The following is a 25,948-nucleotide window of genomic DNA, read 5'->3' on the forward strand; positions in this document are numbered from 1 at the left end:
GCAGATGTTGGAGGCTTTCCCTCTAAATTTTACTTGCAATCTTTAATTTATGAACTTTCTATGACGAAAAATACCTGATTATGAACGAAAGATTACCGCCACTGAACGCGTTGAAAGCATTTGAAGCTGCAGCCAGACATTTGAGCTTTACCCGGGCATCAGAAGAGCTTTTTGTCACTCAGGCTGCAGTGAGCCATCAAATCAAAGCGCTGGAAGAGTTTCTGGGGATGAAATTGTTTATCAGGAAAAATCGCACCTTATTATTAACCGAGATCGGTCAAAGCTATTACCTGGATATCAAAGAAGTCTTTGCCTCGCTGTACGAAGCCACAAAACGATTACATGCAATGGGGGCAAAAGGGTCCATAACCGTCGCTTTACCACCAAGTTTTGCAGTGCAATGGCTGGTACCTAAGCTTTCGGATTTTTCTGCTAAAAACCCGGATATAGATGTTCGGATCAAAGCGGTTGACTCAGATGATGGCTTTCTAACCGATGATGTAGACCTGGCGATTTATTATGGCAGAGGTCGTTGGAGTGGTCTGCAGGCTGATAAACTGTATGCTGAGTATTTGACACCGGTTTGTTCGCCTATGCTATTTCAGGGGGATAAACCATTAGATAAGCTTGATGACTTAAAACACCATCAATTACTGCACGACACATCCAGAGAGTTTTGGAAGCAATGGATCAGACACTTTAATATTTTGGGCGTGAATGTGAATCAGGGGCCTATTTTCAGCCATACAATGTTAATTTTGCAGGCGGCTGCGCTGGGACAGGGTATCGCACTTGTTGACAGCGCCCTGGCGCGTCCGGAAATTGCATTAGGTCGTTTGATTTGTCCATTTGAAGAACGGGTTGAAACGCAAAAGGCCTACTATTTGGTGTGCAGGCAATCCCATGCCGAGCTGGGTAAAATTCAGGCATTCAAAGACTGGATGTTAGAACAAGTTAGCGAGGACTAGGGTTTGGCTTACATTGCTCAACTCATTTTGGCTCATGGTGCCGGTCAGGGCATGGAGAGCGATTTTATGCAGCAATGCAAAACACTGTTCGAAGTGGCTGGCGTAAAATGTACTCTGTTTGATTTTGATTATATGTCGGAGATGAAAAGGCTCGGTCGACGTCGTCCACCCGAGAGATTGCCGAAGTTGATAGAGCAGTTTAATGCGCAGTTCGTTGAGCCCGGTGAATTGCCACTTTTTATTGGTGGAAAATCTATGGGGGGCAGGGTGGCCAGTCATGTACTGCAAGCATCCCCGGCATTAGGGGGCATTTGTTTCGGTTACCCCTTTCATCCACCGGGTAAATCGGAAAAAATCAGAACAGAACACCTGAGCTCTATCTCTAAACCTCTGCTGGTGTTGCAGGGCGAAAGAGATCCGTTCGGTAAACCCGAAGAAATTGAAAGCTACAGATTACCTGATAGCCTGATGGTAACCTTTATTCCGGCAGGTGAGCACAGTTTTATAACCACCAGGAGTAGTGGCGTAAGCTGGCAGGAAAATATGCAGTTTGCCGTTGCTCAGGCCTGTCAATTTATCAAGAACATATTAGCAAGAAGTTAGAATGATGAAACTATTTTTATTACTGGGGGCCGCACTGGCCATGCTTTCTGTGATTTTAGGCGCATTTGCCGCTCATGGTCTGAAACAGAAATTACCTGAAAATTTGTTAAGTGCCTTTTCGACCGGCGTTGAGTATCAGTTTTTCCATGCGCTGGCTCTGATATTGATTGTGATTTTGGCTAAGCTTTTTCCTCATCACTTATGGACATGGTCCGCAAGTCTGATGTTGGCCGGCATAGTGTGCTTTTCCGGTAGCTTGTATGCGTTATCTCTCAGTGGCATTAAATGGTTCGGTCCCATTACTCCGCTGGGAGGTTTGTTGTTTATTGCCGGTTGGGCAGTGATGTTGGCGGCAATTAACAAAGGATATCAATAGTGGCTTCACAGATTTTAGGTTATTGCCGTCCGGGTTTTGAAGCTGATGCCGGGTTGGAGTTACAGACTCGTGCCGCCGAGCATGGTTTTTATGGCTATTTTAAAGCTGAACGATTGTCAGGCTTTTATCTGTTTGAGTGCCCTCAGTCTTTGCAACCACTATTTAAACGGTTGGCATTAACGCAACTGATTTTTACCCGGCAATGGCTCCAGGTGTTGGCGCATTACGACAATTTGTCAAAAGACGACAGGTTGTCTGATTTAACCGATTCCTTTGCTGAGTTACCGGTGATTTCTGAAGTCCGGGTTGAGCACCCCGATACTGAAGACGGGAAAGAGTTGTCTCGTTTCTGCCGTAAATTTACTGTGCCATTGAGGCAAGCTTTAAAACAGCGCAAGTTGTACCAGGAAAGCAAGGGACTGACCTGCCTCTTTGCTTTTTTCGTTAAAAGTACCGGATGTTATCTGGGTATAACCCCAATGAACAATATCAGTCCATTACCCGGCGGTATCATGCGCCTTAAGTTTCCGGCAGAATCACCCAGCCGCTCAACGCTAAAATTAGACGAAGCTTTCTTAACCTTTATTCCAGAAAAAGAGCGGGAAGAACGGCTCAGGGCCGGATTAAATGCGGTAGACCTGGGGGCGTGCCCCGGAGGATGGACTTATCAGTTGGTGCGCCGGGGGATGTTTGTGCAGGCCGTGGATAATGGCCTGATGGCCGAGTCATTGATGGACAGTGGGCAAGTGACTCACTTTCAGGAAGATGGTTTTAAATTTAAACCCCGCAAGAAAAATATTCATTGGCTGGTGTGCGATATGATTGAGCAACCACAAAAAGTAGCCCGTCTTATGGCGCAATGGGTGTCCGACGACTGGTGCAAAGAAGCCATGTTTAATCTGAAATTACCAATGAAAAAACGTTTCGAGTCCGTGCTGGAATGTCTGGCTATTATCGCCGAAGTGCTGCCGGGTAAACTGGAACTTTCAGCGAAACATCTGTATCACAACCGGGACGAGATCACCGTGCACTTAAAAAAACAGGAGAAATAATTTGGATCTAAAAAATGTCAAAGCCGTGTTATTTGATCACGATGGTACACTGGTGGATTCAGAACTCGTGCATTATCAAATCTGGCTAGAGACCACAGGGCTAAGTCCGGAACTGTTCACCGAAGAAATGAACACCTTACATTGTGTCGGTATCCCCGCTGATGTAAATGCTGCCTATATCATCGAGCAGTTTGGGCTTGACTGGGAGCCACAACAACTCATTGCGCAAAAACGCGAAAATACCCAGCAATATTTAAAGAACCATTGTTTTCCGGCAATGCCCGGCGCCAACCGGATCATGAAAAATTTTGCCAGTCTTGGCATCCGAATGGCTATTGTGTCGGGTTCAGAGCGCTTTGCAATTGAGCGCTCAGTATCAGGTAATAACTTCACGCAGTACATTGAATACATTACTACCGGTGAGGAAGTGCCAAGCAATAAACCCGCTCCGGATGTCTATCTCAAAGCATTGCAAAAAATGAACCTGTCGGCGTCAGATTGTATTGCGATTGAGGACACTGAACACGGCGTCAATGCGGCGGTGGCAGCAGGAATACCTTGCGTGGCAATTCCGAATCCTCATTCCAGGGCGCAAAACTTCACTGAAGCGGATGTACAATGCCAAAGTCTGTCGGCGTTTTATACTTATTTTATTGAAAACCGGTAACGCCGCTTAAACGAGTTCACTGCGATTTTCAATTCCGGCAAGCGATCCGGATTGGTTTCGCTGGATGGGGCGTATTCATGGAAAATAAAAAGTTTGGTGATGTGCCTGAAATCCTCAGCGCATTGTTCTGAAATTCGACCGTGAATCCGACTCTGAAAACTATCAGGCCCTTCCTGTGGTAAGCGATTCAGGCCATGGCGACTTAATGTCTTCAATGCCTGATTGTATAAGTGCAGGTGTCGGTTTTCTATTTTAGGTAGCCAAACCCGATAATTGAATAGCAACAACAGTGCACAGATCAACGTTAGCGTAGCCAGGCTTATGGCAACCACTCTGCCGGTAGTGAGTTTGCCTGCCAACATTTTAAACAGGGTAAATTGCCTTTGTTGATCAAAACCCAGTACCCAGCTACTCCAAAAAAAATCCACATCAGCCATTAACAAGCGCAGCCGATTAAAAATAGCAATGCTCTTTAGTTTTGCTAGCGACATGGGTGAATCTTCCAGAAATGAGTTTTCATGGGCTACTGCACTTTCTAAACCCAAACTGATACGCTCCGGTGAAACCAGTGCCGTTGGATCTTTGCGGATCCAACCCCGGTCAGGCAAATAGATTTCAACCCAGGCATGAGCATCGTATTGATACACGCTGATGTAATTGTTCTCCCGTGCTTCCCCGCCTTGATAACCACCCACTAAACGGGCCGGAATGCCTGCAAGGCGCATAATATAAGCGTAGGCGCTGGCATAGTGTGAGCAGAACCCGGCCTGATACTGGAACAGAAATTCGTCTACCGGATTTAATAACATGGCCCTGGGTTTTAAGGTATATGAGAACTTCTCACGGACGAAGAAAGCTTCGACTACCTCTATAAATGCCTGATCATCAGGATATCTGGCGCGAAGTGCCGCTACCCAGCTTTGCGTTTCCGGGTTATAGCGTTGAGGTAGCATCAGGTTGATATTGGTATCAGTGTAGTAGGGCGTGAAATTGAGCGGCATTTCAGTAAAAGAGCGCACACTGTATTTAAATTTGCTGGTGACCAGAATACGGCTCTGCAACTGGTAGTCGTGACTAAACCAGGTTTGTTCAGTGTCGGAGCGTGGTATATCCAGAGTGTATAGCCAGTTCTGATGACTGGGCTCCATGATGACGTCGTATTGCAGGCTGGCGCCATAGAGGCCTGGGCTGTAATTGTAATTCCCGGCTTCCATTCGTTCTTTTTCTCTGGCGCGATGTCTGGATACCGACCAGCTTTTTCCGTCAAATGCCTCATAGACCAGAGTACGCCAATACAGTGCCTGCTTATCCGGAATGTCGCTTTCAAAGGCGGCCCGGAACACCAGATCATCTGACATCGATAATTGCGCAAAATCGCCAGGGGTAATGGTGTCCGAAATCCCGGTTTTTGCACCGTTATTACCGGGCATTTTCCACAAAGGGCCAATTTGCGGTAAAACTAAGAACAACAGTACTGCAATTGGAAAGGCCTGGAGCATAAGCAGGCCGATGCGTTTGCTTTGTTTGTGAATAGCGCCAGAAGGACTTACATGAAAGCTCAGTGATAATAAGATAATAAATAATTGAGACACATAAATCAGTGCGTAGAAAATTCCCTGATTGAAGATAAAGCCACAGCCAATAATGAAAATCTGTACCAGGGCCAGAATTAAAAAATCTCTGACTTTGCGCATCATCATTAATTTTAATGCACCGGACATTACCAGCAAATTCACCATACTGAGTAATAATCCCAGGTGCCAACCTGTATAGGCCAGTACCAGTGCGGATAACAATGCCAACAAATTAATCGTGGAGGTTTTAGGGAGGTGCTTGTGCCATTCTAAAAACAGCGCAATCCGAATCAACACACTGACTAATACGAGTATCGATACCCAAAACATAATGGGTTCAAATAGGGTTAAAGTCAGTAATAACAGGTTAATACTGAGTATCAGGTGTGCTGTGTTGGCTGTGCGTTTCAAGGCTGGTACTCCGCCTTCGCTTGTCCGTTTGGAGAATAAAGAGAAAGTTTCTCCAGACAGGTTTCCAGATGGCTGTTACCGGTATCCGGTGTAACCTCAGTCTGCCCGAGACGCAACCCAAAACAGGCCTGTCTCTGCGATAAATCAATCGCTAACCAGGTTAGCTGACTAATTGCCAATTCCAGATCGTCGGTCAGATAATTTTTCAGATCTAGCCATATCGCAGCGTGATTTGCATCCGCAAATTGTTTGGTCATCATCTCCTGACCTTTTGCCACTAACTTCCAGGCAACCCGGTTTAACGACTCACCGGGCGTGTAGGGTTTTAGTGAATCAAAATCAGTATTGCCTATTGATGTGCTGAGCTGCGCACCGTCCTCATCTGTGGTAGTGAGGCTTTCGGTACGTAAATCGCACGGAATGGGGTTTGGATACACCAAAATTTGCGCTTTAAATCGCAAATGGGTCCAACATCGAAAAAGCCCTATTGGGTAATAGCTTTCAATGGTGATTCTGGGGGGAATAAAATACCCGCGTCGCCGGGTTTCTACGAGAATAACAACCGGGTTACTGTATTGTTCAGATTCAATTGAACGTTGTACCGGTTGTTGCCAAAGCCGAAAGTGTAATCGACCGTGGCAATTCAGGGCGGCAATCGCTTTTTTATCATTTTCACCCAGCCACAGTGGCAACGCGCATTCGCTACCGGCATAGGCTGGTTTCACTTTACCCAGTTGCACTTTTAGCCGGGCAAAATTGGCGTAACTGTTTAATAAGGTCACCAGAAATATGGCCAGTAAAAAATAGGCTAACAGCAACATCAGATTATTGCGGTAGTTTGTACCTAGAATAAACAACAAACCACACAACAAACAAAAAGCGATACCAAATTTTGAAGGAAAAATGAACACATTACTCATGTTCATTTGAAACCTTCGGTCGTCGGGAATGCGGTTGTTTAACCAACGCTCTAGTCTGCGATTCCACCAGCTACCCAGTTTTAACATCATGTTTCGTCTCAGGCAGCCAGCGTATCAACAGATTCCATCAACTTGTTAGACAGGTTATCTGCGGCATTGGCGGAGCTAAAGCTGCTTCTCAGGCGATGTTCCGCCACTGACGGTAGCACGGCCTGAACATCCTCCGGTATTACATAGTCCCTGGAAGATAAAAAAGCCCATGCTTTTGCTGCCAGCAGGATAGCTTTACTGGCTCTGGGGGAGAGGGGATTGGGAAACTCTTCCGATTCTCTGCTAAAGGTCACCAGACGCAAAATATAGTCGATGACGGCCGCTGATGTATTGATTTTTGGTATCTGGCTTTGAATGTCCAAAAATTGTGTTGTGTCGATAATGGTTTTGGGAGGCATAGTCGAGTGGCTGGTTAGTTCCATCAGCATTTGTCGCTCTGATTGCCAGTCGGGGTAACCAAGTTGTATGCGCATAAAAAAACGGTCTAATTGCGATTCTGGCAAGGGGTAGGTACCCGACTGGTGCAGTGGATTTTGGGTTGCTATCACAAAAAAAGGATTGGGCAGTGGCCAGGTCGTGCCATCGACACTCACCTGGTGTTCCTCCATCGCTTCCAGCAAGGCGCTCTGTGTCTTTGGACTGGCCCGATTTATTTCGTCGGCCAATAACATTTGTGAAAACAAGGGGCCTTTGTGAAAAGCAAACTCCTTACTGGTATTGTCAAAAATGCTAATACCGATAATATCAGCTGGCATTAAATCCGAGGTAAATTGAACCCGGTTGAACTCCAGGCCGATAGTGCTGGCAATAGCCTGCGACAAACTGGTTTTACCCATACCGGGCAAATCTTCTATCAGTAGGTGGCCCTTTGCTAACAAGCAGGTTAATGCCAGTTTGATTTGATGTTTTTTGCCCAGGACAACTTGAGAGATGGCTTCTATTGCTTGTTCTAATTGCGTTTGCATGGCAGGTCGAATTTAATTTCTTTGATTTAACTTTAGTCGATTGGCTAAGTTAATCCAAACCTAAAATGAAACAATTAAAGAGTTTTTAAATTGTGAACCAATTCAGATAATTCGAATATCTTTTTTAAATTTAAAAACACAAGAGATTAAATGTAACAAAATGAAATTGCACACATTGAGTTTAACGCATTTCATACAAGGGTAGGGCTGAAGAGGAATTAATTAAATGAACTCGAAAGCGGGTATTAGCATTTTGGTCCAGTCACGAGCCTGAATTACTCGTGAACTGAAACCAGGCCCGGAGGGCGAATATTAATTAATGCTAAAATCTTCCAGCGATTTACCTTTTTTTAACTGTTCTGCGAACACCAGCGGCATACGACCAATACCCGTCCAGTTATGCACTTCGCCATCGCTGTCGGTATAGGAGTATTTGATTGGTCTTTTTTGACCAACACGCTTAGAACTTGGAATCGCATTATTTGACGCTAAATCTTCAAAGGTAATTCCGGCATCCTGTAATTGCTTTTGAATTTCAGCAATCTTATCCAGTTTCTCCTTTTCCGCTGCCTGCTTCTCCGATTCTTTTTGCTTTCTGGTCTCGATTATGTTTCTAAGTTTAACAACTATTTCTTCCAGTTCCTGAATTGAAAGCTCTTTAACTGCGCCTTGTAGCTTTCTTCCATGCGTAAGTGTTTTGAGAAATTCGTTCATGCTGCTGTCCTATTGAAACTTATTTTACTCATTAATTTGGTTTGAAATTACCATTAACAGAGGCAAAGAATCAATCTTAAATTTATAAATTAATGCAGGGATGTCAAATTAATTTAAAGGTTGCCGAAATCACAACGTAGGAATTAAAGAAAATGTGGGACAGAAGGCACAATTTGTAGATTTGGTAAGTTTAATGCTCCATTTAAATCTAAGAGCAGCCTGTACAGGCTACTCTTAAATTACCGTATTACATATTTGGATAATTGGGGCCCCCGGCGCCTTCCGGGACGGTCCAGGTGATATTTTGCTGAGGATCTTTTATGTCACAGGTTTTGCAATGAACGCAATTTTGAGCGTTAATTTGAAACTGTTTTTCACCAGATTCATTTTCAACAATTTCATAAACACCAGCAGGACAATAACGTTGTGCTGGTTCATCGAAAAGTGGCAGATTAGATTTGAGCGGGATATCTGCATCTTTTAATTTAAGGTGACAGGGTTGATCTTCCTCATGATTCGTATTGGATAGGTACACAGAAGACAATTTGTCGAAGCTCAACTTACCATCGGGTTTAGGGTAATTGAATGGCTTGCAGTCCTTCGCCTCTTTAAGTGTGGCGTAGTCCGCCTTATTGTCTTTTATGGTGACCGGGAACTTTCCGCCGAACCAGTTTTGTTCCAGGGTGTTAAATGCGCCGCCAATAAAGGTGCCGTATTTGTGAATAGCAGGGCCGAAATTACGCGCTCTACACAATTCGTCATAAAGCCATGATGCTTCGAAACGTGTTGTAAGTTCGGTTAAGTCTTTACCTGCAGATTCCGCATCGTTTTGCAGTTCAGCAAAGATAGTTTCGGCGATCAAGGTTCCGGATTTCATCGCGGCGTGATTGCCTTTAATTTTGGAAAAATTGAGGGTGCCAGCATTACAGCCCGCCAAAAAACCGCCGGGAAAATGCATTTTAGGTAATGAGTTTAAGCCACCTTTAGCAATCGCTCTGGCGCCATAACTCACGCGTGTTCCACCGTCCAGGTATTGTTTAAACACCGGGTGATGTTTCATCCGCTGAAATTCATCAAAAGGACTGAGGTGGGGATTCTCATAGCTCAAATCCACAATCAGTCCTACCAGTACCTGATTGTTTTCTGCATGATACAAATAGGCACCGCCAGAGGTATCTGTTAACGGCCAGCCTGCTGAGTGAACTACCAGGCCTTCCTGGTGCTGCTCAGCCGGGATGTCCCAAATTTCTTTGAATCCAATAGCATAGTGCTGCGGCGACTTACCAGCGTCCAGTTGGTACTTTTCAATTATCTGTTTGCCCAAATGACCACGGCACCCTTCGGCAAAGATGGTATATTTGGCGCGTAGTTCCATACCAGGCATATAGGAATCTTTTTCTTCTCCCGCAACACTGATCCCCATATCACCGGTAACGATGCCGGCCACACTGCCATCTTCGTGATACAACACGTCAGAAGCTGCAAAACCCGGAAAGATCTCAACCCCTAAACTTTCGGCCTGTTCCGCCAGCCAGCGGCAAACATTGCCCATGCTGACAATATAATTGCCCTCATTATGCATAGTTTTGGGCGTCATGAAGCCGGGTAGTTTAGTGGCAGGCTTTTCGTTCTTAAGATAATAAATATGGTCTTCTGTTACTTTCGTGTTAATGGGCGCGCCTTTATCTGCCCAGTCCGGAAACAATTCGTCCAGGGCTTTGGTCTCTAAAACTGCACCGGAAAGAATATGGGCACCGACTTCTGAGCCTTTCTCAACGACGCAGACCATTAATTCTTGTTGCGCTTCGTTAGCCTGTTGCATTAGTTTACAGGCGGCTGCAAGTCCGGCGGGTCCGGCACCAACGATGACAACGTCAAATTCCATCGATTCGCGTTCCATTATTCCTCCTCAGGTTGGTCAGTATCACAGTGTGTAATGATGTTCTATCAGAAGCACTATAACTGCTGGTCTAAAAATGTGTACAAAATTCGCGGAGAGCGAGTTAATAATATATTAACAATAAGTTGACGTTTACGTTAACAGTAAGTACATTTCGAATCCAACAAAATAGCAGCAGATGTAATTTGTATCCTACACGCGCCTGACTTAATCTGTTCAGACGCAAATAAAACAACGAGGTCGAAATGAAAATACTAGTCCCGGTAAAACGTGTTATCGACTACAACGTTAAAGTCAGAGTGAAAGCTGACAATACTGGCGTTGATTTAAGTAACACTAAAATGTCAATCAATCCTTTCTGTGAGATCGCGGTGGAAGAAGCGGTCAGGCTTCAGGAAAAAGGCATTGCTACTGAGATTGTTGTGGTTTCTATCGGTGATAAAAGCTGCCAGGAAACGATACGCACAGCGTTGGCACTGGGTGCTGATCGCGGTATTCAAATCGAAACAGATGAAAATCTGGATTCACTTCAGGTGGCGAAACTGCTGGCCAAAGTCGTAGAAGAAGAACAGCCTGAACTGGTTATCTTAGGTAAACAGGCGATTGATTCCGACAATAATCAAACCGGTCAGATGTTAGCTGCATTGACCGACATGCCCCAGGGCACGTTTGCATCAGAAGTCATTGTGGCTGACGGTAAGGTTAAGGTAACCCGTGAAGTTGACGGTGGCTTGCAAACTGTTGATTTAAGCTTACCTGCGGTGGTAACCACCGACCTGCGATTGAATGAACCGCGCTATGCCAAACTGCCTAACATTATGAAAGCCAAGCGCAAACCACTGGACGTTAAACTTGCGGGTGATTTTGGTGTTGATTTGACTTCCAAAGTCAAGGTGTTGAAAGTCACGCCTCCGGCTACACGTGAAGGTGGTATTAAAGTGGCAGATGTAGCTGAGTTGGTAGCAAAATTAAAATCAGAAGCAAAGGTGATTTAAATGACAGTATTAGTTTACGCAGAACACGATAACGTTCATTTAAAAGCAGAAACAGCCAAATTGCTCACTGCTGCAAAGGCCATGGGTGACGATGTTCATGTTTTAGTGGCGGGTAATGAGTGTGGCGCAATCGCACAAGAAGCAGCGAAACTGGCAGGTGTGTCTAAAGTAATCCATGTAGATGATGGGATTTATAAAGAGCAACTCGCAGAAAATGTCAGTGCTTTGGTATTGAGCATGGCGAGCGATTACAGTCATGTTATTGCTGCGGCAACCACAACAGGTAAAAACTTTTTACCCCGCGTAGCAGCGTTGCTGGACGTGGCACAAATTTCAGACATTATTGCAGTTGAAGCTGCGGATACCTTCGTGCGTCCGATTTATGCTGGCAACGCCATCGCGACGGTTCAATCGGAAGACACAATCAAAGTAATTACTGTCCGGGCTTCTGCGTTCGATGCGGTTACCGCTGATGGCAGCGCTGAAGTGATCAGCATTGCAGCCTTACCAGCTTCAGACAAAGCGCATTTTGTATCTCAGGAACTGACCAAATCAGAAAGACCGGAATTAACCGCTGCTGAGGTGATTATCTCCGGTGGTCGCGGTATGCAAAATGGCGAGAATTTTGCCTTGCTTAACGGTATCGCTGATAAGTTAGGTGCTGCCATTGGTGCATCACGTGCAGCGGTTGACGCGGGTTTTGTACCCAACGATATGCAGGTGGGGCAGACGGGGAAAATCGTCGCACCGCAACTGTACATTGCCGTTGGTATTTCCGGCGCTATTCAGCACCTTGCCGGTATGAAAGATTCTAAAGTTATTGTTGCTATCAACAAAGACGAAGAAGCGCCAATCTTCCAGGTGGCTGATTACGGTCTGGTGGGGGATCTGTTTGAAGTGCTACCTGAACTGGAAAAAGCACTTTAAAAGATATCAAAATTTAAAAAAACCGGGAGCTTCCCGGTTTTTTTATGGTTGAAGATTACTCTTCAGAATTACGCTTTTTCTTCATTGGTAAATGTCCTACATCGTCACCGGCAAGTGCATTAAATTTTTTCTTGCGTTTGGCTTTTTGCCAGGGTGAAGCATCAGCCCCATCATCACTTTTCTGGGTGTTCTTCGCTCCTGGTTTAGTTGGTTTAGCGGACAGCCCCTTAAATTTAGCTTCCAATCCTTCAACCGTTTTAAATTGAGGCTCATCGGCAAGAAACTGCTTCAGCAAAACAAAACTCTTCCAGTCTTTTTTGCTGACCAGGGATATGGCCTGACCCTTCGCACCGGCTCGCCCTGTACGTCCTACACGGTGAACATACTCAGTCGCTTTAATAGGTAAGTCCATGTTGATGACCAGGCTCACAGAGGGAATATCCAGGCCTCTGGAGGCCAGATCGGTGGTGACGAGGATTTGTGCTTTATTGTTGGAAAAGTCAGACATAATTTGATTGCGCTGACTTTGCAACATTTCGCCGTTAATCGCCAGGCTGCTCAGTCCTTCTTCATTAAGCAGGTTGGCAACCCGATCGGTGTCTGCCCGGGTTGCGGTAAACAGAATAATCTGACTGCGAATTGCCTGTTCCTTGATAAAGTGTTTTAGCAGGGCTTCTTTGTGCTCAATATGATCCGCAAAATAAAAAGACTGTTCAATATCACTGTGAGCAATGTGCTGATTGTCCAGGGTAATGCGATGTGGTGCTTTGAGCACCAACTCAGATATCTGCGCTAAATCAGCATTATCAAAAGTGGCTGAAAACAACATGGTTTGACGTTTTCTGTGATTAGCAGCCTGATCAATAATCGTCAGTTGATTACTGAATCCTAAATCCAGAATGCGGTCTGCTTCATCTAAAATGAGTAACTCCAGGCCATCAAGAAACAAGCTTTTGTCTTCGATGTGGTCGGCTATACGGCCAGGTGTGCCAATAACAAAGTTGGGGTAGCGTTTTAATTGCTTTACCTGATCGTTAAAGTTCTCTCCACCAATCAGCAATACCGGTTTACCGGCTTGCGGAGGCAGTAATTTTTTTAGCTCACCCAATACCTGCTTGGCCAGTTCTCGGGTGGGGGCCACGATCAATACGCGGGGGTCCTGTTTACTGAGGGCTTTTTCCCGGTATATGCGCTGTACGGCCGGGATCAAATAGGCCAGAGTTTTACCTGATCCGGTTTTCGAAGAAGCAAGAATATCTTTACCTAAAAGTGCCTGAGGTATGGCGCTTGCCTGAATATCTGTGGCTGTTTCCAGATTCTGGATCTGAATTGATTTCTGAAGTCGATGATCCAGGGGTAATTCGCTGAATAACAAAGGGGTAACTCACTTTAAATTTAATGAGTTAAATATATCACAATACTGAAGCGGCGGGCTAACGCTCTGTTCTCCCGCCTTACAGATTTTATATTAAAACTGCATTTCAGGAATGTCGCCTTCAGCGACTAATTTTCCTGCAGTTTTCTCGCGGATCTCATCTACGCTGACGCCAGGTGCGCGTTCTTTCAAATGGAATGCGCCATTGTGTACCTCAAGCACTGCAAGGTCGGTGATTATTCGGGTAATACAATTTACACCGGTCAGTGGCAGGGTGCAGGCTTCCAGTAGTTTGGACTCACCTTTTTTATTGGCGTGGGTCATGGTAACGATGATGTTTTTAGCACCGGCCACCAAATCCATTGCGCCACCCATGCCTTTTACCAATTTACCCGGGATCATCCATGACGCAATATTGCCATTAACATCAACTTCAAATGCGCCCAATACGGTGATATCAACGTGACCACCACGGATCATGGCAAAGCTCTCCGCTGAGTTGAAAATAGAGGCACCGGTGATGGCTGTCACCGTTTCTTTACCGGCGTTGATCATGTCTGCATCAACCTGTTCTTCGGTAGGGTAAGGGCCCATGCCCAGCAAACCGTTTTCTGACTGCAACATTACTTCAATATCATTCGGTACGAAGTTTGCCGCCAGAGTGGGTATACCAATACCTAAATTGACGTAGTCACCATCTTTAAATTCTTTTGCCACGCGCATGGCAATTTGATCTCTGCTTAATGCCATTGTTATTGCTCCTGACTGCGGGTTACACGGCGCTCAATGCGTTTTTCGAAAGTGCCTTTGATAACGCGATTGACAAAAATGCCAGGCGTATGGATTTGAGTGGGCGGTATTTCCCCAGGCTCTACGATTTCTTCTACTTCAACGACGGTAATTTTGCCTGCGGTAGCGGCCATAGGATTAAAATTCATGGCGGTGTCACGATACACGCAGTTGCCGTAACGGTCTGCTTTCCAGGCTTTTACTATCGCAAAGTCACCGGTAATGGATTCTTCTAAGACGTAGCCACGGCCATCAAATTCACGGGTTTCTTTACCTTCAGCAACGGGAGTGCCGTAACCGGTCGCAGTGTAAAATGCGGGAATACCGGCACCGCCTGCACGCATTTTTTCTGCTAACGTGCCTTGTGGTGTTAATTCAACTTCTAATTCACCAGCCAGTAGCTGTTGTTCAAACAATGCATTTTCACCCACGTAGGAAGACACCATTTTTTTAATCTGGCGATCTTCCAGTAAAACGCCTAATCCGAAGCCGTCAACACCACAATTGTTAGACACAACGGTCAGCCCGCTAACGCCCATTTTTCGGATTTGTGCAATCGCACCTTCGGGAATGCCACACAATCCGAATCCGCCCGCAATGATGGTCATATTATCTGTCAGACCATCCAGGGCTTCTTCGAAACTGCTAACAACTTTATCAAAACCTGCCATATTCGTTCCTGAGTTAACTAAATGTTAACAAAGTATCGTTGACATTGTTTGATTTGTAAAATTTAATATATTGAAATAAAGATTTAAAATATAAATAAATGAACATTACCCTAAAACAACTTCGCGCCTTTGTTGAACTGGCTTCAACCAAAAGTTATGCCTCAGCATCTGAGCGTCTCAATCTCAGTCAACCTGCACTCAGTATTTGCATCAAAAATCTTGAGTCTGAGGTGGGGGGCACCTTGTTTAGTCGCACCACACGCAATGTTGATTTAACGCCGGAAGGGCAGGCGTTTTTCCCTAAGGCCAGAAAACTACTGATGGATTGGTTCGCCACTTTTGAAGCCGTCAACGAAATGTTTACCTTGCAACAGGGGCGTATCACTATCTCGGCAATGCCTTCTTTTGCATCATCACGTCTGCCACCGGTTCTAAAGGCGTTTAATCAACGTTTCCCCAATATCAGAATTGATGTAATTGATGTCGTTATGGAAACCGTGATTGCGTCCGTCATCAAAGGTGAGGCTGAACTGGGAATCGTATTTGAGCCGGATAATCTTGCTGAGTTAGCCTTTGTGCCGTTACTCGAAAATAATTTTGTCGCAGTGATGCACGCCGATCATCCGTTGGCCAGTAAAAACCAGATACAATTGACGGAACTTGTCGATCACCCTTTGGTGATGATGAATCGCGGCTCTTCGATTCGTATGTGGCTTGAAGAAGCGTTTTCAAAGTCGGCAATACAAGCTTCAATAGCTGCTGAAGCATGGCAGTTAGATACGTTGGGAGAAATGGTCAAAGTCAATCTTGGTCTGGCGATTGTACCGGCACTGTGTCAGCAACAAATGCAGCGCAAGGAACTGGTCTGTATTCCGCTGGATTATCCACAGTTAAGGCGTAATGTTGGGATAATTGAAAAGGCCAACAGCAGTTTGTCTGCGTCGGCCAAAGAACTAAAGAAAATGCTTACTGAAAGTTTTTGAGTGGAGTGCTTTACATCACCACTTTTTCTTTGGTGCGAACAATTCGTCCAGCTCGTCTCTTTCCTGCTCGGCGCGTTTGGCGCGGTCTTCGGCATTGGCCTTAGTGAGTGATTCCTGGATGTTAAGTAGTTGTTCTTTGATGCGGGCGGTCTGACCCCGGGTATAATCATCTTGCATCGGAAAGGCGTTGAGTGCCGCCACAGATTTTTCCAGATATTGACGTGCAGAACCCATCATGCCGGCATTCATGGCCGCAGCGGCACGACGACTCAGGGTTTCAATGTTGACTCTTAATTGCAGTTTATCCAGGCGTTTGTCTTCGGTGGCAAAGGTTTGCGTATCCACTTTACCGCGACCTTGTTCTGAACGCAGCAATGCCCGTTGTTTTTTCAGGCACTGAATAAAGACGATAATCTGTTTGTCTGAATCGGGCAGCTGGATCAGGTCGTCACCCTGGTTCCCATCCAGTGATATGTCTTTGACTCGTTGTTCAGCATCCCTCAGACGCTGCTTTAAACCTGGCTGTTTAGGGTCCATTTCGTGCATCACCTTCAATGCACCTAACACGCGCTTTTGCAAAATCTGCATCAATTGCGGTGAGGTGGGAACATTGGACGAGGCCATTATCACGTCTTCAGTTTCATCAAGAATGGTTTTTTGTTTAGCCAGTTCAACCCGACGCTCGGATTCAATCTTTTCTTTGTGCTGTTGGATAGCATTAATCATGATGGCTATTACCAGCAGCGCAACAATTAAAATAATGACGATAGTAAAAATCATGTGCCTAAATTGCCTTTTTTCATTATAGTTTTCTGTACCAAAGCCGGGTGAAAAACCTTTTCTTACTTTACAGTAAAGCTCATCAGGCTTCAGTTTTTTAGGTTTTACGTCAAAAAATTGAGATCCTTTACCGATTTAGCAAGCATGATCTTGTTCGAGGGAACTCTAAATCTGCTCAATACTTTACATGCACTGAGTTAAATCATGCAAGTTAAACTGATTTTTCATCTTTTAAAAATGGCGTCGATTCGGCATTTACGATCCGTTTGGGTGAATCGGGAAGCCATATCTACCCATTTAAGGATTTTGCAAAATTATTCAGGGCAGTAGTAGCGTAAACACGCCACCGCCTAACGAACCACCATTTGAAAGATGTATCGATCCCTTGTTGTCACCATTTACATGGGCTTCCGCAATCAATCGCGCAAAAAACAATCCCAGTCCGGTTCTCCCGGTACCAATGTTGAGTTGACTTATCTCAATTTGAGAAATGGCTAACATATTATCCGGGTAACCCGGGCCATCATCTTCAATAACAATGCGCAAAAAGTTGTCTTGTTCCGCAACATCAATATGTAACTTTTGCTTGCCGTAGCGAATACCATTCACGATGACATCACTCACCAATACATTGACCAGATCCTGGTCAAAATACCAGTGCAGATCGTCTTCCTGCTGAATGCTGACTTCAATGCCCCGGGTGTTAATGTGATTCTGATTGTAGGCAATCACATCATCAATAAAGTCATCAATGTAGTGCTCATCTAAGTTCAGGGGCAGGTTGTCTAATTGCGTGCGATACAAGGAAAGTAATTGAATCAGTCCGGTATTTAACCTGGCCGCTTCATAATGAATTGACGCCGCTTCTTTGATGCCGACACCATGCTCCCTGAGCGTGCTTTCTAATTCTTCAATGGTCTGAATCATTAAAGACAATGAGTTTTTCATATCATGAACAGCCGAAGCCAGTACGGAAGAAAAGTCGATTTTATCGTTACGCTGTTTCACGATGAGAATTTCTCAAAAATTGGGTAGAGAGCTCTATAAAAGCAGAAAACCTAAAGTACAACAATAGCTTAATAGTTAAATTTTGCGTTATTGTGAAGTCTTTCTGAGAACTTTTTCAGGTTTTTTCTAAAATTTTATGGAATTAATGTCGCCAAAGGTATATATATTTTGCATATGCAAACAAATACAAGGTAGGTTGCCAGCCTCATGAAATTACAGCAGCTTCGTTATATTGTTGAAGTTCTAAACAATAATCTTAATGTTTCCGCCGCTGCAGAAAGTCTCTACACAAGCCAGCCCGGTATCAGCAAACAAGTCAGAATGCTGGAAGATGAGCTTGGCGTGCAGATCTTTGGCCGCAGTGGTAAACACCTGACACATGTGACCGAAGCTGGAAATGACATCATTAATATTGCCAGAGAAATTTTGGCAAAAGTTGAAAGTATTAAGTCTGTTGCCAGAGAGCACAATTTGCCTGATCAGGGCAAACTGAATATTGCGACCACGCACACGCAGGCGCGCTATGCACTACCCGATGTCATAAAAGGTTTCATGAAGAAGTATCCCAGGGTCAGCTTACACATGCATCAGGGAACCCCGTCACAAATCAGTGACCTGGCCGCTAAAGGGGAAGCTGACTTTGCCATCGCCACGGAAGCGTTGCACCTCTATAACGATCTGGTGATGTTGCCCTGCTATCACTGGAATCGCAGTATCATAGTGAATCAGGAACACCCACTGGCGAAAAAGGGCACTATTCGCATCGAAGACATTGCGCAATATCCGTTAGTAACTTATGTCTTTGGATTTACCGGCCGTTCTGAGTTGGATGAAGCCTTTAGTCGGGCCGGTCTGGAACCTAAAATTGTCTTTACTGCCACTGATGCCGACGTTATTAAAACTTATGTACGGTTGGGGGTGGGTATCGGCGTTATCGCTTCTATGGCTATCGATGATAATCTGGATACGGATCTTGTTAAAATTGACGCCAGCCATCTGTTTAATTACAGCACCACCAAAATTGGTTTCCGCAAAGGCTCATTCTTGCGCAGTTACATGTATGACTTTATCGAGCGCTTTGCACCGCATCTGACCAAAGATGTCGTGGAGCGAGCTATGATGCAAAAGAGTAATGATGATATTGAGCGAATGTTTAAAGATTTGACGTTACCGGTGCGATAGGGCGCCACACCAAATAAAGAAAAGGTTGCCGAAGCAACCTTTTAACATTCAACAATGTTAACTGCTAAACCGCCTCGTGCGGTTTCTTTGTATTTGGACTTCATGTCGTTACCCGTGTCCCACATGGTTTTAATCACCTTATCCAGTGTTACCTTTTGTACACCTGTACCACGAAGCGCTAATCTGGAGGCATTGATGGCTTTTACCGCTCCCATTGCGTTGCGTTCAATACAGGGCACCTGAACCAGTCCACCAACCGGATCACAGGTTAGCCCCAGGTTGTGTTCCATACCGATTTCAGCGGCATTTTCGACTGCGGCAACTGAACCGCCAATTATTTCGGTCAGGGCACCTGCCGCCATTGAACAGGCGACACCCACTTCACCCTGACAGCCAACCTCAGCGCCCGAAATAGACGCATTCTTTTTGTACAATATACCAATCGCTGCCGCGGTCAGCAGATAACGGTAGGCGGTGTCTTTATCGACAGTTTGCACAAACTTGTCATAATAACTCAGGACTGCAGGAATGATCCCGGCCGCACCATTAGTGGGAGCAGTTACCACCTTACCGCCAGCGGCATTTTCTTCATTTACGGCCAGAGCAAACAGGTTAACCCAGTCCATCGCCAGCATGGGATCCTGACTGTGTTCGCACTTAAGGCGACGGTACAAACCGGGCGCTCGTCGGGTTACTTTCAAACCACCGGGTAATATGCCTTCGGTTTCAATCCCGCGTTTAATACAGGCTTGCATTACCTGCCATATTTCCCATAGTTTATCGATGATCACCTGTTTTGGCTGAAACACTTTTTCGTTTTCCAGCATGAGTGCGCTGATACTCAGTCCATTGTCGCGACATTTCTGCAGTAACTCTGCTGCGGTATCAAAGTTGTAGGGGACTTCCTGTTCTTCGTGAAGTAGTGCCGTTACTTTTTCTTTTTCAAAGTCCTGCTCTTTGATAATAAAGCCACCACCTATAGAGTAGTATGACTGACTGAACAGTACCTCTTCGCCTTTCATGGCGTGCAAGGTCATACCGTTGGCATGGTGCTCAAGGGTTTTGCGACGGTGAAATACAATGGCGTCTTTGCGCGGAAATGCGGTGAGTTTTTCGCCATCCAACATCAGTTTTTGGCTTTTATCCACTTCTGCCAACATGGCATCAACGTTATCGACATCAATGGTTTCTGGTAATTCACCCAGCAAACCAAGAATGACTGCCTTACCGGTGCCGTGTCCTTTGCCTGTCTGACCAAGTGAGCCAAACAGCTCGGTGACAACCGCGTCAGTTTCCTGGAACAGGTTTTTTGCTTTCAACAATTGGTTGAAATCTTTTGCGGCCCGCATGGGGCCGACAGTATGTGAACTGGACGGGCCAATTCCGATACTGAACATATCGAATACACTGATCATGATTATCTCGTAGGGTCTTTTTATTGTTAGTGGATATTGTCTGATGAATTAGGCTGAATGCAAAGCATAGTAAAGGTCTTACCAGATAACCTGTTGTAAAGCCTTATCCACAGTGGATAAGTGTCAAGTCAGGTGCCGGGAAAGTGCTCTGATAAATGCCGCGGTTGCTCCCCAAATCATGTGTTCCTGCCAGGGAATAAAATAAACCGGATAAACGCTGTTATTGCGCTTCACGGTATGCACCAGATGGTTGTCATGGTTTATCACTGTCGCCAGGGGTACTTCAAATACCTGATCCACTTCATCCTGATTAATCACCAGATCAAAGTCCGGTTTTACCAGGCTGACATAGGGCGTGACCTCATAACGGGAAATTGTTCTGAAAGTGGGTAATGTACCCACAATATCGATGTTTTCTCTTTTGAGACCAATTTCTTCTTCAGTTTCTCTGAGTGCAGTTGCCTTGAGATCGATATCCGTATCATCAACACGGCCACCCGGGAAACTGATTTGTCCGGCATGGTGTTTGAGGTGAGAGGCCCTGCGGGTCAACAACACTGAAAGCTCATCGCGCATGACCAGTGGGATCAGTACGGCAGCAGGCTTGCCTTTTTGACGCAACGGATAGTCCGGCTCGGGAGTAATATTGCGCGCGTGGTAAAAGCGTTGCTTAAATTCCTCCAGTTTCATAGGACCTTCTTTCTGACAAAACGTATCGTAGGCAGGATTTTTTTCACCTTGTGAAAGGTTTCTTCATATTCCGCTTGCGGCTCTGAGTCAGCAACGATACCTCCACCCGCCCAGCAGTATACCTGGCCTGATTCAAACAGTAAGGTGCGGATACAGATGCTGCTGTCAAAATCCTGATTTACGCCCAGATAGAAAATGCTACCGCAATAAATATTGCGCCGATGAGGTTCTAACTCATCGATAACTTCCATTGCGCGGATTTTGGGTGCGCCGGTTATCGAGCCGCCGGGAAAGGCATCCTGCAACAATTGCAAAGGGTGGCTGGACGGTTTTAACCGGGCCCGAATAGTACTGACCATGTGATGCACGGCACTGAATGACTCAATTTCAAAAAGCCCGGTAACCTTTACACTATTGGCCACCGCATTTTTACTGATGTCATTGCGCAGTAAGTCTACGATCATCAGGTTTTCGGCCTGATCTTTTTCTGAATTTATCAGTGCCTGCCGGGAGTCTTCGTCATCAATAGGATCGTTAAATCTGGGACGGGTACCCTTGATCGGTTTAGTTTCAATAATATCGCCTTTAACAGACAAAAAACGCTCGGGAGAGCAACTGATAATGCAGCTTTCATCATTGCGAATAAAGGCTGAAAATGGTGCCGGATTAACTTCAGTCAGCGCTTCAAAAGCGGCCCATTCTGAACCCTGATAAGGGGCTTTAAAACGCTGCGCCAGATTTACCTGATAACAATCACCTGCCAGCAGATATTCGTGAATTCTATCCAGCTTTTGCAAATAATCAGCTTCACCCATATTGCTTTGCCATGTTTCGGTAAGGCGGAACTCCGCGGTTTGTCTGGGTTGATTTTGCCATGGCTGATAAAATCGCTGCCCGGCTGAGGGAATCGTAACCAGATTAAACCTCGGACAAGCAAACTCTTCACTAAAACACAAATACGCTTTTTTAGTGGCCTGGTTTTCTAACACACTCCAACTGTAAAAGTTGGCGGTAAAAACCGGCGTTTGATACTCGTCCAATGCGCTACCGGGCAGAATTTCCAGGAAGCGACCAAAATCATAAGCCGCAAACCCTATCAGACCACATTGAAAGGGCAGGTCTATACTGTTTTTCGAGGTATCGCCAAACAGCCGGATTTTAATCTCATGAGCTTTGTTGACAATGTCTGCCGGACGGATAGTGGCATTGTTAAATTCGTTGTATACCGCCTGCAATTTTTTTTGCCCTGAGTCAGGCATATGCCAGCTGTCATCAATCTGGTAGTGACAACTTAAGCGCCCATCGGCAAACAGTTTTAAGGTGAAAATAGGGGAGCCGCTGGCTATGTGAAATTTGGCGTTTTCATGAGTCGAATCCCCGGAATGCAACAGGACCGCACCGGCGGTATTTTCTATGCTTGAAAACCAGTCTGTTAAACAACGAAATGGACTAAATTTTATACGGTCGACGGTAACGTTATGCATGTGAGTCTTAAAAACTGTGAAATTCTTATTCTGATTTTAGGTAATTGCTAGTGCAGCGTTGCTGATAACCGGCCGTGCAGGTTATCATAAAAGCGGTATTCTACCTTAGATTAAGGGGATTACAGTAGTGCTGACTTTGCATAATCGGCAAAAGGGCTAGCACTAAATCACATTTAAGTTAGACTTTAGCCACCATCGAGCTGTGCCCCGGCATTTTCGTGGCTCGTTTTTGTTAATTATTCCACAATGAGGTAATCATGGCCGTTATCCGTCAGCAAGACTTTATCGATAGTATTCAGGACGCGTTGCAATTTATTTCTTACTACCACCCCCTGGACTATGTAAAAGCGGTTGAGCAGGCTTATCTGAAAGAAGAAAGTCAGGCGGCAAAAGATGCCATGGCACAGATTCTGATCAATTCACGAATGTCAGCGGAAGGCAAACGCCCGATTTGTCAGGATACCGGCATTGTGACCTGTTTTGTTAAAATTGGTATGGGCGTAAGCTGGGACAAAACCGACATGACAGTGCAGCAAATGGTGGACGAGGGCACACGCCGTGCTTACCTTGACCCGTCTAACCCATTGCGTGCCTCCATCGTTGCTGATCCTGCCGGCGCCCGTAAGAACACAAAAGATAATACTCCAGCGGTAGTTCACCTGGATATGGTGGAAGGCGATAAAATAGAAGTCATGATTGCCGCTAAAGGTGGTGGCTCTGAAAACAAATCCAAAATGGTAATGTTAAACCCCAGTGATTCTATTGCAGACTGGGTAGAAAAAACATTACCTACTATGGGCGCAGGATGGTGTCCGCCGGGAATGTTAGGCATTGGCATTGGCGGCACTGCGGAGAAAGCTGCGGTGTTGGCAAAAGAAAGTCTGATGGACCCCGTTGATATTCAGGAACTCATGGAACGCGGCGCAGAAACCACCGAAGAAAAACTGCGCCTGGAAATCTTTGACAGGGTTAACAGGCTGGGTATTGGTGCTCAGGGACTGGGCGGTTTAACAACTGTGGTTGATATCAAAATTAAATCTATGCCTACTCACGCCGCCTCAAAACCGGTGGCCATGATCCCCAATTGTGCGGCCACGCGCCATGCTCATTTTTATCTGGATGGGTCGGGTCCGGCGGAATTAAAAGCCCCGAAACTGGAAGACTGGCCAGAAGTTACCTGGGAAGTGGGTGAAAATACCCGCCGGGTTAATCTCGATGAACTGACCAAAGAATCCATCCAGGACTGGAAAATGGGCGAAACTGTTTTATTGTCTGGAAAGTTATTAACCGGTCGTGATGCTGCTCATAAGCGTATCCAGGGTATGCTGGAAAACGGAGAAGGCCTGCCAGACGGCGTTGATCTGAACAATCGTTTTATCTATTACGTAGGTCCGGTCGATGCGGTGGGTGATGAAGCTGTCGGTCCGGCAGGTCCAACTACGGCGACCCGCATGGATAAATTCACTGACATGATGCTGGAACAAACCGGCCTGATTGGTATGGTTGGTAAAGCAGAACGCGGGCCTTCAACGGTAGAAAGCATTGCCAAAAACCATGCTGTATATCTGATGGCCGTTGGTGGCGCCGCTTATCTGGTATCCAAAGCCATTAAAAAGGCGCGCGTGGTTGCTTTTGAAGATTTGGGTATGGAAGCCATCTACGAATTTGAAGTGGAAGATATGCCGGTAACTGTGGCGGTAGACAGCAAAGGTAACAACGCCCACGCTGATGGCCCTGCGATCTGGAAAGCGAAAATTGCCGACCTGGATAAAGCGCTGAGCTAATGTTCCAGCCGGTTTGGCATAGAATGCATTAGGCGTTTTGAAAGGCTGGTTGCTTTTGTAACCAGCCTTTTTTATAACTGACGTATCGAACTATTTTAACAAGGAATCCAATGGCCTTAGATCCTGTTTTGTGGGCAATATCCGGTGCACTGGTGGCGGCGACTGTGGTGTTCATATTGCTTAAAATGCGCTTCAATAATCAGGTGCAGTTGGCACAGCAAACTCAGATAACCCACCAGATGCAATTGCAAACCTTGAACGAACAACTGGGGTTTTTAAAACAACAGGATGAAGTATTGCGCCAGGAAGCAATGCAGCTCAAACATCAAAATGAACTGCTGAATCGGCAGTTTATAGAGCAGTCTGAATCACTGAGCCAATACAAAATGCGCAACGCCCGAATGGAACAGCAGTTACAGCAACTGAGCGGGCTGGAAGAAGAGAATGACGAATTACAGGAACAATTGGATAATTTAAAAAGTCTTTATGCAGATACGCGTAACAACCTGGAATCAGAAAAAACCGCCCGAGAACACGAAAATAAAGCCGCCCAGGAAAAGTTACAGATTTTGCAAAACGCCGAACAGCAACTGCAAAAACAGTTTGAAAACCTGGCAAATCAAATCTTTAAAAACCACTCATCAGAGTTCGAAAAACACAGCCAACAAAAACTGGCGTTGTTGTTAGATCCGCTGAAACAGCAAATCGAAGGCTTTCGCAATCAGGTAAGTCAACAGGCGATACGGGAAGGACAGGAAAGAGCCTCACTGAAAACTGAAATTATCAATTTACAACAACTCAATAAGAAGATAACCGAAGAAGCCTCAGCACTAACCCGTGCCCTGAAGGGTGACAATAAAAAACAGGGGAATTGGGGCGAAATGGTTTTGCAAAAAATTCTGGAAGAGAGTGGCCTGCGCGAAGGCCATGAATATGATACTCAGGTGAGCAAAAGACGAGAAGATGGCAAGTTACTGCAGCCAGATGTGTTGGTACACTTACCGGAAAACAAAGAAGTGATCATTGATTCCAAAGTCTCTTTGAATGCTTATGAACGGTTTTATAACGCTGGCTCGCAACAGGAGCAACAACGCTACCTCAAGGAGCATATCCAGTCCGTTAAAGGGCACATTAGAGAACTGGGGCGCAAGGAATATCACGACCTGCTGGGCGAACGAAGTCTGGAATACGTTTTAATGTTTATTCCGGTAGAGGGCGCGTTTATGCTGGCGCTCGACGAATCCCCTGAGCTGGTTAAACTGGCCATGGATTACAATGTATTGCTGGTGAGCCCGACCAATTTACTGGTAGCCTTGCGCACTATCCACAATATCTGGCAATATGAATACCAAAATCAAAATGCCCGCAACATTGCTAAAAAAGCAGCCGATCTGTACGACAAGTTTTATGGTTTTGTGGTGGATATGGAAAAGCTGGGCGAGGCAATCAATTCGGTACAAAAACGATTCAATGACGCCAACAGCAAACTCTATGAAGGGCGTGGTAACCTCATCAAAAAAGCCGAAGAGTTTCAGTCTTTGGGGGTGCAGCCATCCAAAAAATTAACAGAAAACATGCTGAAAAACGCTGATTTGTGAGCCACTTCACAATTTAAACCTGTGCTTACTAAGAATTACTACCGATATAGAAAGTAACTATCGCAA

Annotated in this window: 24 protein-coding genes; 11 read left to right on the forward strand and 13 right to left on the reverse strand. The window is 45.4% G+C overall.

All coding sequences use genetic code 11. From position 1 onward, the window contains the following. The first annotated feature begins 80 nt into the window (after window positions 1-80). From LJ740_RS00805 to LJ740_RS00825, 5 genes are read left to right on the forward strand one after another with little or no spacing between them, the layout of a single operon-like run. Window positions 81-968 carry a transcriptional regulator GcvA gene (locus LJ740_RS00805; protein ID WP_229527144.1) on the forward strand — a complete coding sequence of 296 codons (888 nt, stop codon included), beginning with the start codon at window positions 81-83 and terminating at the stop codon, window positions 966-968. Between the two features lie 3 nt (window positions 969-971). Next, window positions 972-1,571 carry an alpha/beta family hydrolase gene (locus tag LJ740_RS00810; protein ID WP_229527145.1) on the forward strand — a complete coding sequence of 200 codons (600 nt, stop codon included), beginning with the start codon at window positions 972-974 and terminating at the stop codon, window positions 1,569-1,571. Window position 1,572: 1 nt separating this feature from the next. Further along, window positions 1,573-1,947: a DUF423 domain-containing protein gene (locus LJ740_RS00815; protein ID WP_229527146.1), complete on the forward strand. Its 375-nt coding sequence runs from the start codon at window positions 1,573-1,575 to the stop codon at window positions 1,945-1,947. After that, complete coding sequence (gene rlmM, locus LJ740_RS00820; protein ID WP_229528016.1) at window positions 1,944-2,999, forward strand: 23S rRNA (cytidine(2498)-2'-O)-methyltransferase RlmM; 1,056 nt, start codon at window positions 1,944-1,946, stop codon at window positions 2,997-2,999. Before LJ740_RS00815 ends, rlmM begins: the two co-directional genes overlap by 4 nt. A gap of 1 nt (window position 3,000) precedes the next feature. Beyond that, the gene (locus LJ740_RS00825) at window positions 3,001-3,666 is read left to right on the forward strand and encodes an HAD family hydrolase (protein WP_229527147.1); all 666 of its coding nucleotides are present in this window, start codon (window positions 3,001-3,003) and stop codon (window positions 3,664-3,666) included. On the opposite strand, the gene LJ740_RS00830 is transcribed toward LJ740_RS00825, so the two are convergent. The 5 genes from LJ740_RS00830 to LJ740_RS00850 form a co-directional block, all read right to left on the reverse strand. Then, complete coding sequence (locus LJ740_RS00830) at window positions 3,645-5,651, reverse strand: transglutaminase family protein (RefSeq protein ID WP_229527148.1); 2,007 nt, start codon at window positions 5,649-5,651, stop codon at window positions 3,645-3,647. The genes LJ740_RS00825 and LJ740_RS00830 overlap by 22 nt on opposite strands. Continuing rightward, window positions 5,648-6,661, reverse strand: a complete 1,014-nt coding sequence (locus tag LJ740_RS00835) for a DUF58 domain-containing protein (protein WP_229527149.1) — start codon at window positions 6,659-6,661, stop codon at window positions 5,648-5,650. The genes LJ740_RS00830 and LJ740_RS00835 overlap by 4 nt, the downstream gene beginning before the upstream one ends. A gap of 8 nt (window positions 6,662-6,669) precedes the next feature. Further along, the gene (locus LJ740_RS00840) at window positions 6,670-7,587 is read right to left on the reverse strand and encodes an AAA family ATPase (RefSeq protein ID WP_229527150.1); all 918 of its coding nucleotides are present in this window, start codon (window positions 7,585-7,587) and stop codon (window positions 6,670-6,672) included. Between the two features lie 312 nt (window positions 7,588-7,899). After that, entirely contained in the window at window positions 7,900-8,301 is a 402-nt protein-coding gene (locus LJ740_RS00845) for an H-NS histone family protein (RefSeq protein WP_229527151.1), read from the reverse strand. A 247-nt stretch (window positions 8,302-8,548) separates the two neighbouring features. Beyond that, window positions 8,549-10,201, reverse strand: coding sequence for an electron transfer flavoprotein-ubiquinone oxidoreductase (locus LJ740_RS00850; RefSeq protein WP_229527152.1), 1,653 nt, complete (start codon window positions 10,199-10,201; stop codon window positions 8,549-8,551). A gap of 245 nt (window positions 10,202-10,446) precedes the next feature. Between LJ740_RS00850 and LJ740_RS00855 the strand changes: the two genes are divergently transcribed. Together LJ740_RS00855 and LJ740_RS00860 are read left to right on the forward strand one after the other, a co-directional pair. Further along, window positions 10,447-11,196 carry an electron transfer flavoprotein subunit beta/FixA family protein gene (locus LJ740_RS00855; protein WP_229527153.1) on the forward strand — a complete coding sequence of 250 codons (750 nt, stop codon included), beginning with the start codon at window positions 10,447-10,449 and terminating at the stop codon, window positions 11,194-11,196. Beyond that, a complete protein-coding gene (locus LJ740_RS00860) occupies window positions 11,197-12,123 on the forward strand; it encodes an electron transfer flavoprotein subunit alpha/FixB family protein (RefSeq protein WP_229527154.1) in 927 nt (308 codons plus the stop codon). A 55-nt stretch (window positions 12,124-12,178) separates the two neighbouring features. Here LJ740_RS00860 and LJ740_RS00865 read toward each other — a convergent pair whose 3' ends face one another. From LJ740_RS00865 to LJ740_RS00875, 3 genes are all read right to left on the reverse strand, one after another. Then, entirely contained in the window at window positions 12,179-13,498 is a 1,320-nt protein-coding gene (locus LJ740_RS00865; protein ID WP_229527155.1) for a DEAD/DEAH box helicase, read from the reverse strand. Window positions 13,499-13,591: 93 nt separating this feature from the next. After that, entirely contained in the window at window positions 13,592-14,248 is a 657-nt protein-coding gene (locus tag LJ740_RS00870; protein ID WP_229527156.1) for a CoA transferase subunit B, read from the reverse strand. Between the two features lie 2 nt (window positions 14,249-14,250). Then, entirely contained in the window at window positions 14,251-14,958 is a 708-nt protein-coding gene (locus tag LJ740_RS00875) for a CoA transferase subunit A (protein WP_229527157.1), read from the reverse strand. A gap of 98 nt (window positions 14,959-15,056) precedes the next feature. Here LJ740_RS00875 and LJ740_RS00880 point away from each other — a divergent pair, with 98 nt between their 5' ends. Continuing rightward, entirely contained in the window at window positions 15,057-15,941 is an 885-nt protein-coding gene (locus LJ740_RS00880; RefSeq protein ID WP_229527158.1) for a LysR family transcriptional regulator, read from the forward strand. Between the two features lie 15 nt (window positions 15,942-15,956). Here LJ740_RS00880 and LJ740_RS00885 read toward each other — a convergent pair whose 3' ends face one another. Both LJ740_RS00885 and LJ740_RS00890 read right to left on the reverse strand, forming a co-directional pair. Next, entirely contained in the window at window positions 15,957-16,721 is a 765-nt protein-coding gene (locus LJ740_RS00885; protein ID WP_267498122.1) for a hypothetical protein, read from the reverse strand. A gap of 318 nt (window positions 16,722-17,039) precedes the next feature. Then, window positions 17,040-17,729: a sensor histidine kinase gene (locus LJ740_RS00890; protein WP_229527159.1), complete on the reverse strand. Its 690-nt coding sequence runs from the start codon at window positions 17,727-17,729 to the stop codon at window positions 17,040-17,042. A 207-nt stretch (window positions 17,730-17,936) separates the two neighbouring features. Between LJ740_RS00890 and cysB the strand changes: the two genes are divergently transcribed. Next, window positions 17,937-18,911 carry an HTH-type transcriptional regulator CysB gene (gene cysB, locus LJ740_RS00895; protein WP_229527160.1) on the forward strand — a complete coding sequence of 325 codons (975 nt, stop codon included), beginning with the start codon at window positions 17,937-17,939 and terminating at the stop codon, window positions 18,909-18,911. A 41-nt stretch (window positions 18,912-18,952) separates the two neighbouring features. Here the strand turns inward: cysB and LJ740_RS00900 are convergent, their stop codons facing one another. The 3 genes from LJ740_RS00900 to pabB form a co-directional block, all read right to left on the reverse strand. Beyond that, the gene (locus LJ740_RS00900) at window positions 18,953-20,326 is read right to left on the reverse strand and encodes an L-serine ammonia-lyase (protein ID WP_229527161.1); all 1,374 of its coding nucleotides are present in this window, start codon (window positions 20,324-20,326) and stop codon (window positions 18,953-18,955) included. Between the two features lie 123 nt (window positions 20,327-20,449). Next, on the reverse strand, window positions 20,450-21,016 hold the full coding sequence (locus tag LJ740_RS00905; protein WP_229527162.1) for a CoA pyrophosphatase: 567 nt from the start codon (window positions 21,014-21,016) through the stop codon (window positions 20,450-20,452). Further along, complete coding sequence (pabB, locus tag LJ740_RS00910; RefSeq protein ID WP_229527163.1) at window positions 21,013-22,500, reverse strand: aminodeoxychorismate synthase component I; 1,488 nt, start codon at window positions 22,498-22,500, stop codon at window positions 21,013-21,015. Before pabB ends, LJ740_RS00905 begins: the two co-directional genes overlap by 4 nt. A gap of 257 nt (window positions 22,501-22,757) precedes the next feature. On the opposite strand from pabB, the gene LJ740_RS00915 reads away from it, so the two are divergent. Together LJ740_RS00915 and rmuC are read left to right on the forward strand one after the other, a co-directional pair. Continuing rightward, window positions 22,758-24,284: a fumarate hydratase gene (locus tag LJ740_RS00915; RefSeq protein ID WP_229527164.1), complete on the forward strand. Its 1,527-nt coding sequence runs from the start codon at window positions 22,758-22,760 to the stop codon at window positions 24,282-24,284. Window positions 24,285-24,394: 110 nt separating this feature from the next. Then, window positions 24,395-25,882: a DNA recombination protein RmuC gene (gene rmuC, locus LJ740_RS00920; RefSeq protein WP_229527165.1), complete on the forward strand. Its 1,488-nt coding sequence runs from the start codon at window positions 24,395-24,397 to the stop codon at window positions 25,880-25,882. Window positions 25,883-25,948: the final 66 nt, after the last annotated feature.

Origin of the sequence: Planctobacterium marinum, from assembly GCF_020687805.1 — a bacterium.
Lineage (GTDB): Bacteria > Pseudomonadota > Gammaproteobacteria > Enterobacterales > Alteromonadaceae > Planctobacterium > Planctobacterium marinum.

Excerpts from the sequence above, each read along its gene's own strand:
- LJ740_RS00900 (WP_229527161.1), bottom strand. The coding sequence starts at position 20,326 with ATGATCAGTGTATTCGATATGTTCAGTATCGGAATTGGCCCGTCCAGT.
- LJ740_RS00855 (WP_229527153.1), top strand. The coding sequence starts at position 10,447 with ATGAAAATACTAGTCCCGGTAAAACGTGTTATCGACTACAACGTTAAA.
- rmuC (WP_229527165.1), top strand. The coding sequence starts at position 24,395 with ATGGCCTTAGATCCTGTTTTGTGGGCAATATCCGGTGCACTGGTGGCG.
- cysB (WP_229527160.1), top strand. The coding sequence starts at position 17,937 with ATGAAATTACAGCAGCTTCGTTATATTGTTGAAGTTCTAAACAATAAT.
- LJ740_RS00845 (WP_229527151.1), bottom strand. The coding sequence starts at position 8,301 with ATGAACGAATTTCTCAAAACACTTACGCATGGAAGAAAGCTACAAGGC.
- pabB (WP_229527163.1), bottom strand. The coding sequence starts at position 22,500 with ATGCATAACGTTACCGTCGACCGTATAAAATTTAGTCCATTTCGTTGT.
- LJ740_RS00880 (WP_229527158.1), top strand. The coding sequence starts at position 15,057 with ATGAACATTACCCTAAAACAACTTCGCGCCTTTGTTGAACTGGCTTCA.
- LJ740_RS00815 (WP_229527146.1), top strand. The coding sequence starts at position 1,573 with ATGATGAAACTATTTTTATTACTGGGGGCCGCACTGGCCATGCTTTCT.
- LJ740_RS00840 (WP_229527150.1), bottom strand. The coding sequence starts at position 7,587 with ATGCAAACGCAATTAGAACAAGCAATAGAAGCCATCTCTCAAGTTGTC.
- LJ740_RS00805 (WP_229527144.1), top strand. The coding sequence starts at position 81 with ATGAACGAAAGATTACCGCCACTGAACGCGTTGAAAGCATTTGAAGCT.
- LJ740_RS00915 (WP_229527164.1), top strand. The coding sequence starts at position 22,758 with ATGGCCGTTATCCGTCAGCAAGACTTTATCGATAGTATTCAGGACGCG.
- LJ740_RS00860 (WP_229527154.1), top strand. The coding sequence starts at position 11,197 with ATGACAGTATTAGTTTACGCAGAACACGATAACGTTCATTTAAAAGCA.
- LJ740_RS00835 (WP_229527149.1), bottom strand. The coding sequence starts at position 6,661 with ATGATGTTAAAACTGGGTAGCTGGTGGAATCGCAGACTAGAGCGTTGG.
- LJ740_RS00875 (WP_229527157.1), bottom strand. The coding sequence starts at position 14,958 with ATGGCAGGTTTTGATAAAGTTGTTAGCAGTTTCGAAGAAGCCCTGGAT.
- LJ740_RS00850 (WP_229527152.1), bottom strand. The coding sequence starts at position 10,201 with ATGGAACGCGAATCGATGGAATTTGACGTTGTCATCGTTGGTGCCGGA.
- LJ740_RS00905 (WP_229527162.1), bottom strand. The coding sequence starts at position 21,016 with ATGAAACTGGAGGAATTTAAGCAACGCTTTTACCACGCGCGCAATATT.
- LJ740_RS00870 (WP_229527156.1), bottom strand. The coding sequence starts at position 14,248 with ATGGCATTAAGCAGAGATCAAATTGCCATGCGCGTGGCAAAAGAATTT.
- LJ740_RS00885 (WP_267498122.1), bottom strand. The coding sequence starts at position 16,721 with ATGATTTTTACTATCGTCATTATTTTAATTGTTGCGCTGCTGGTAATA.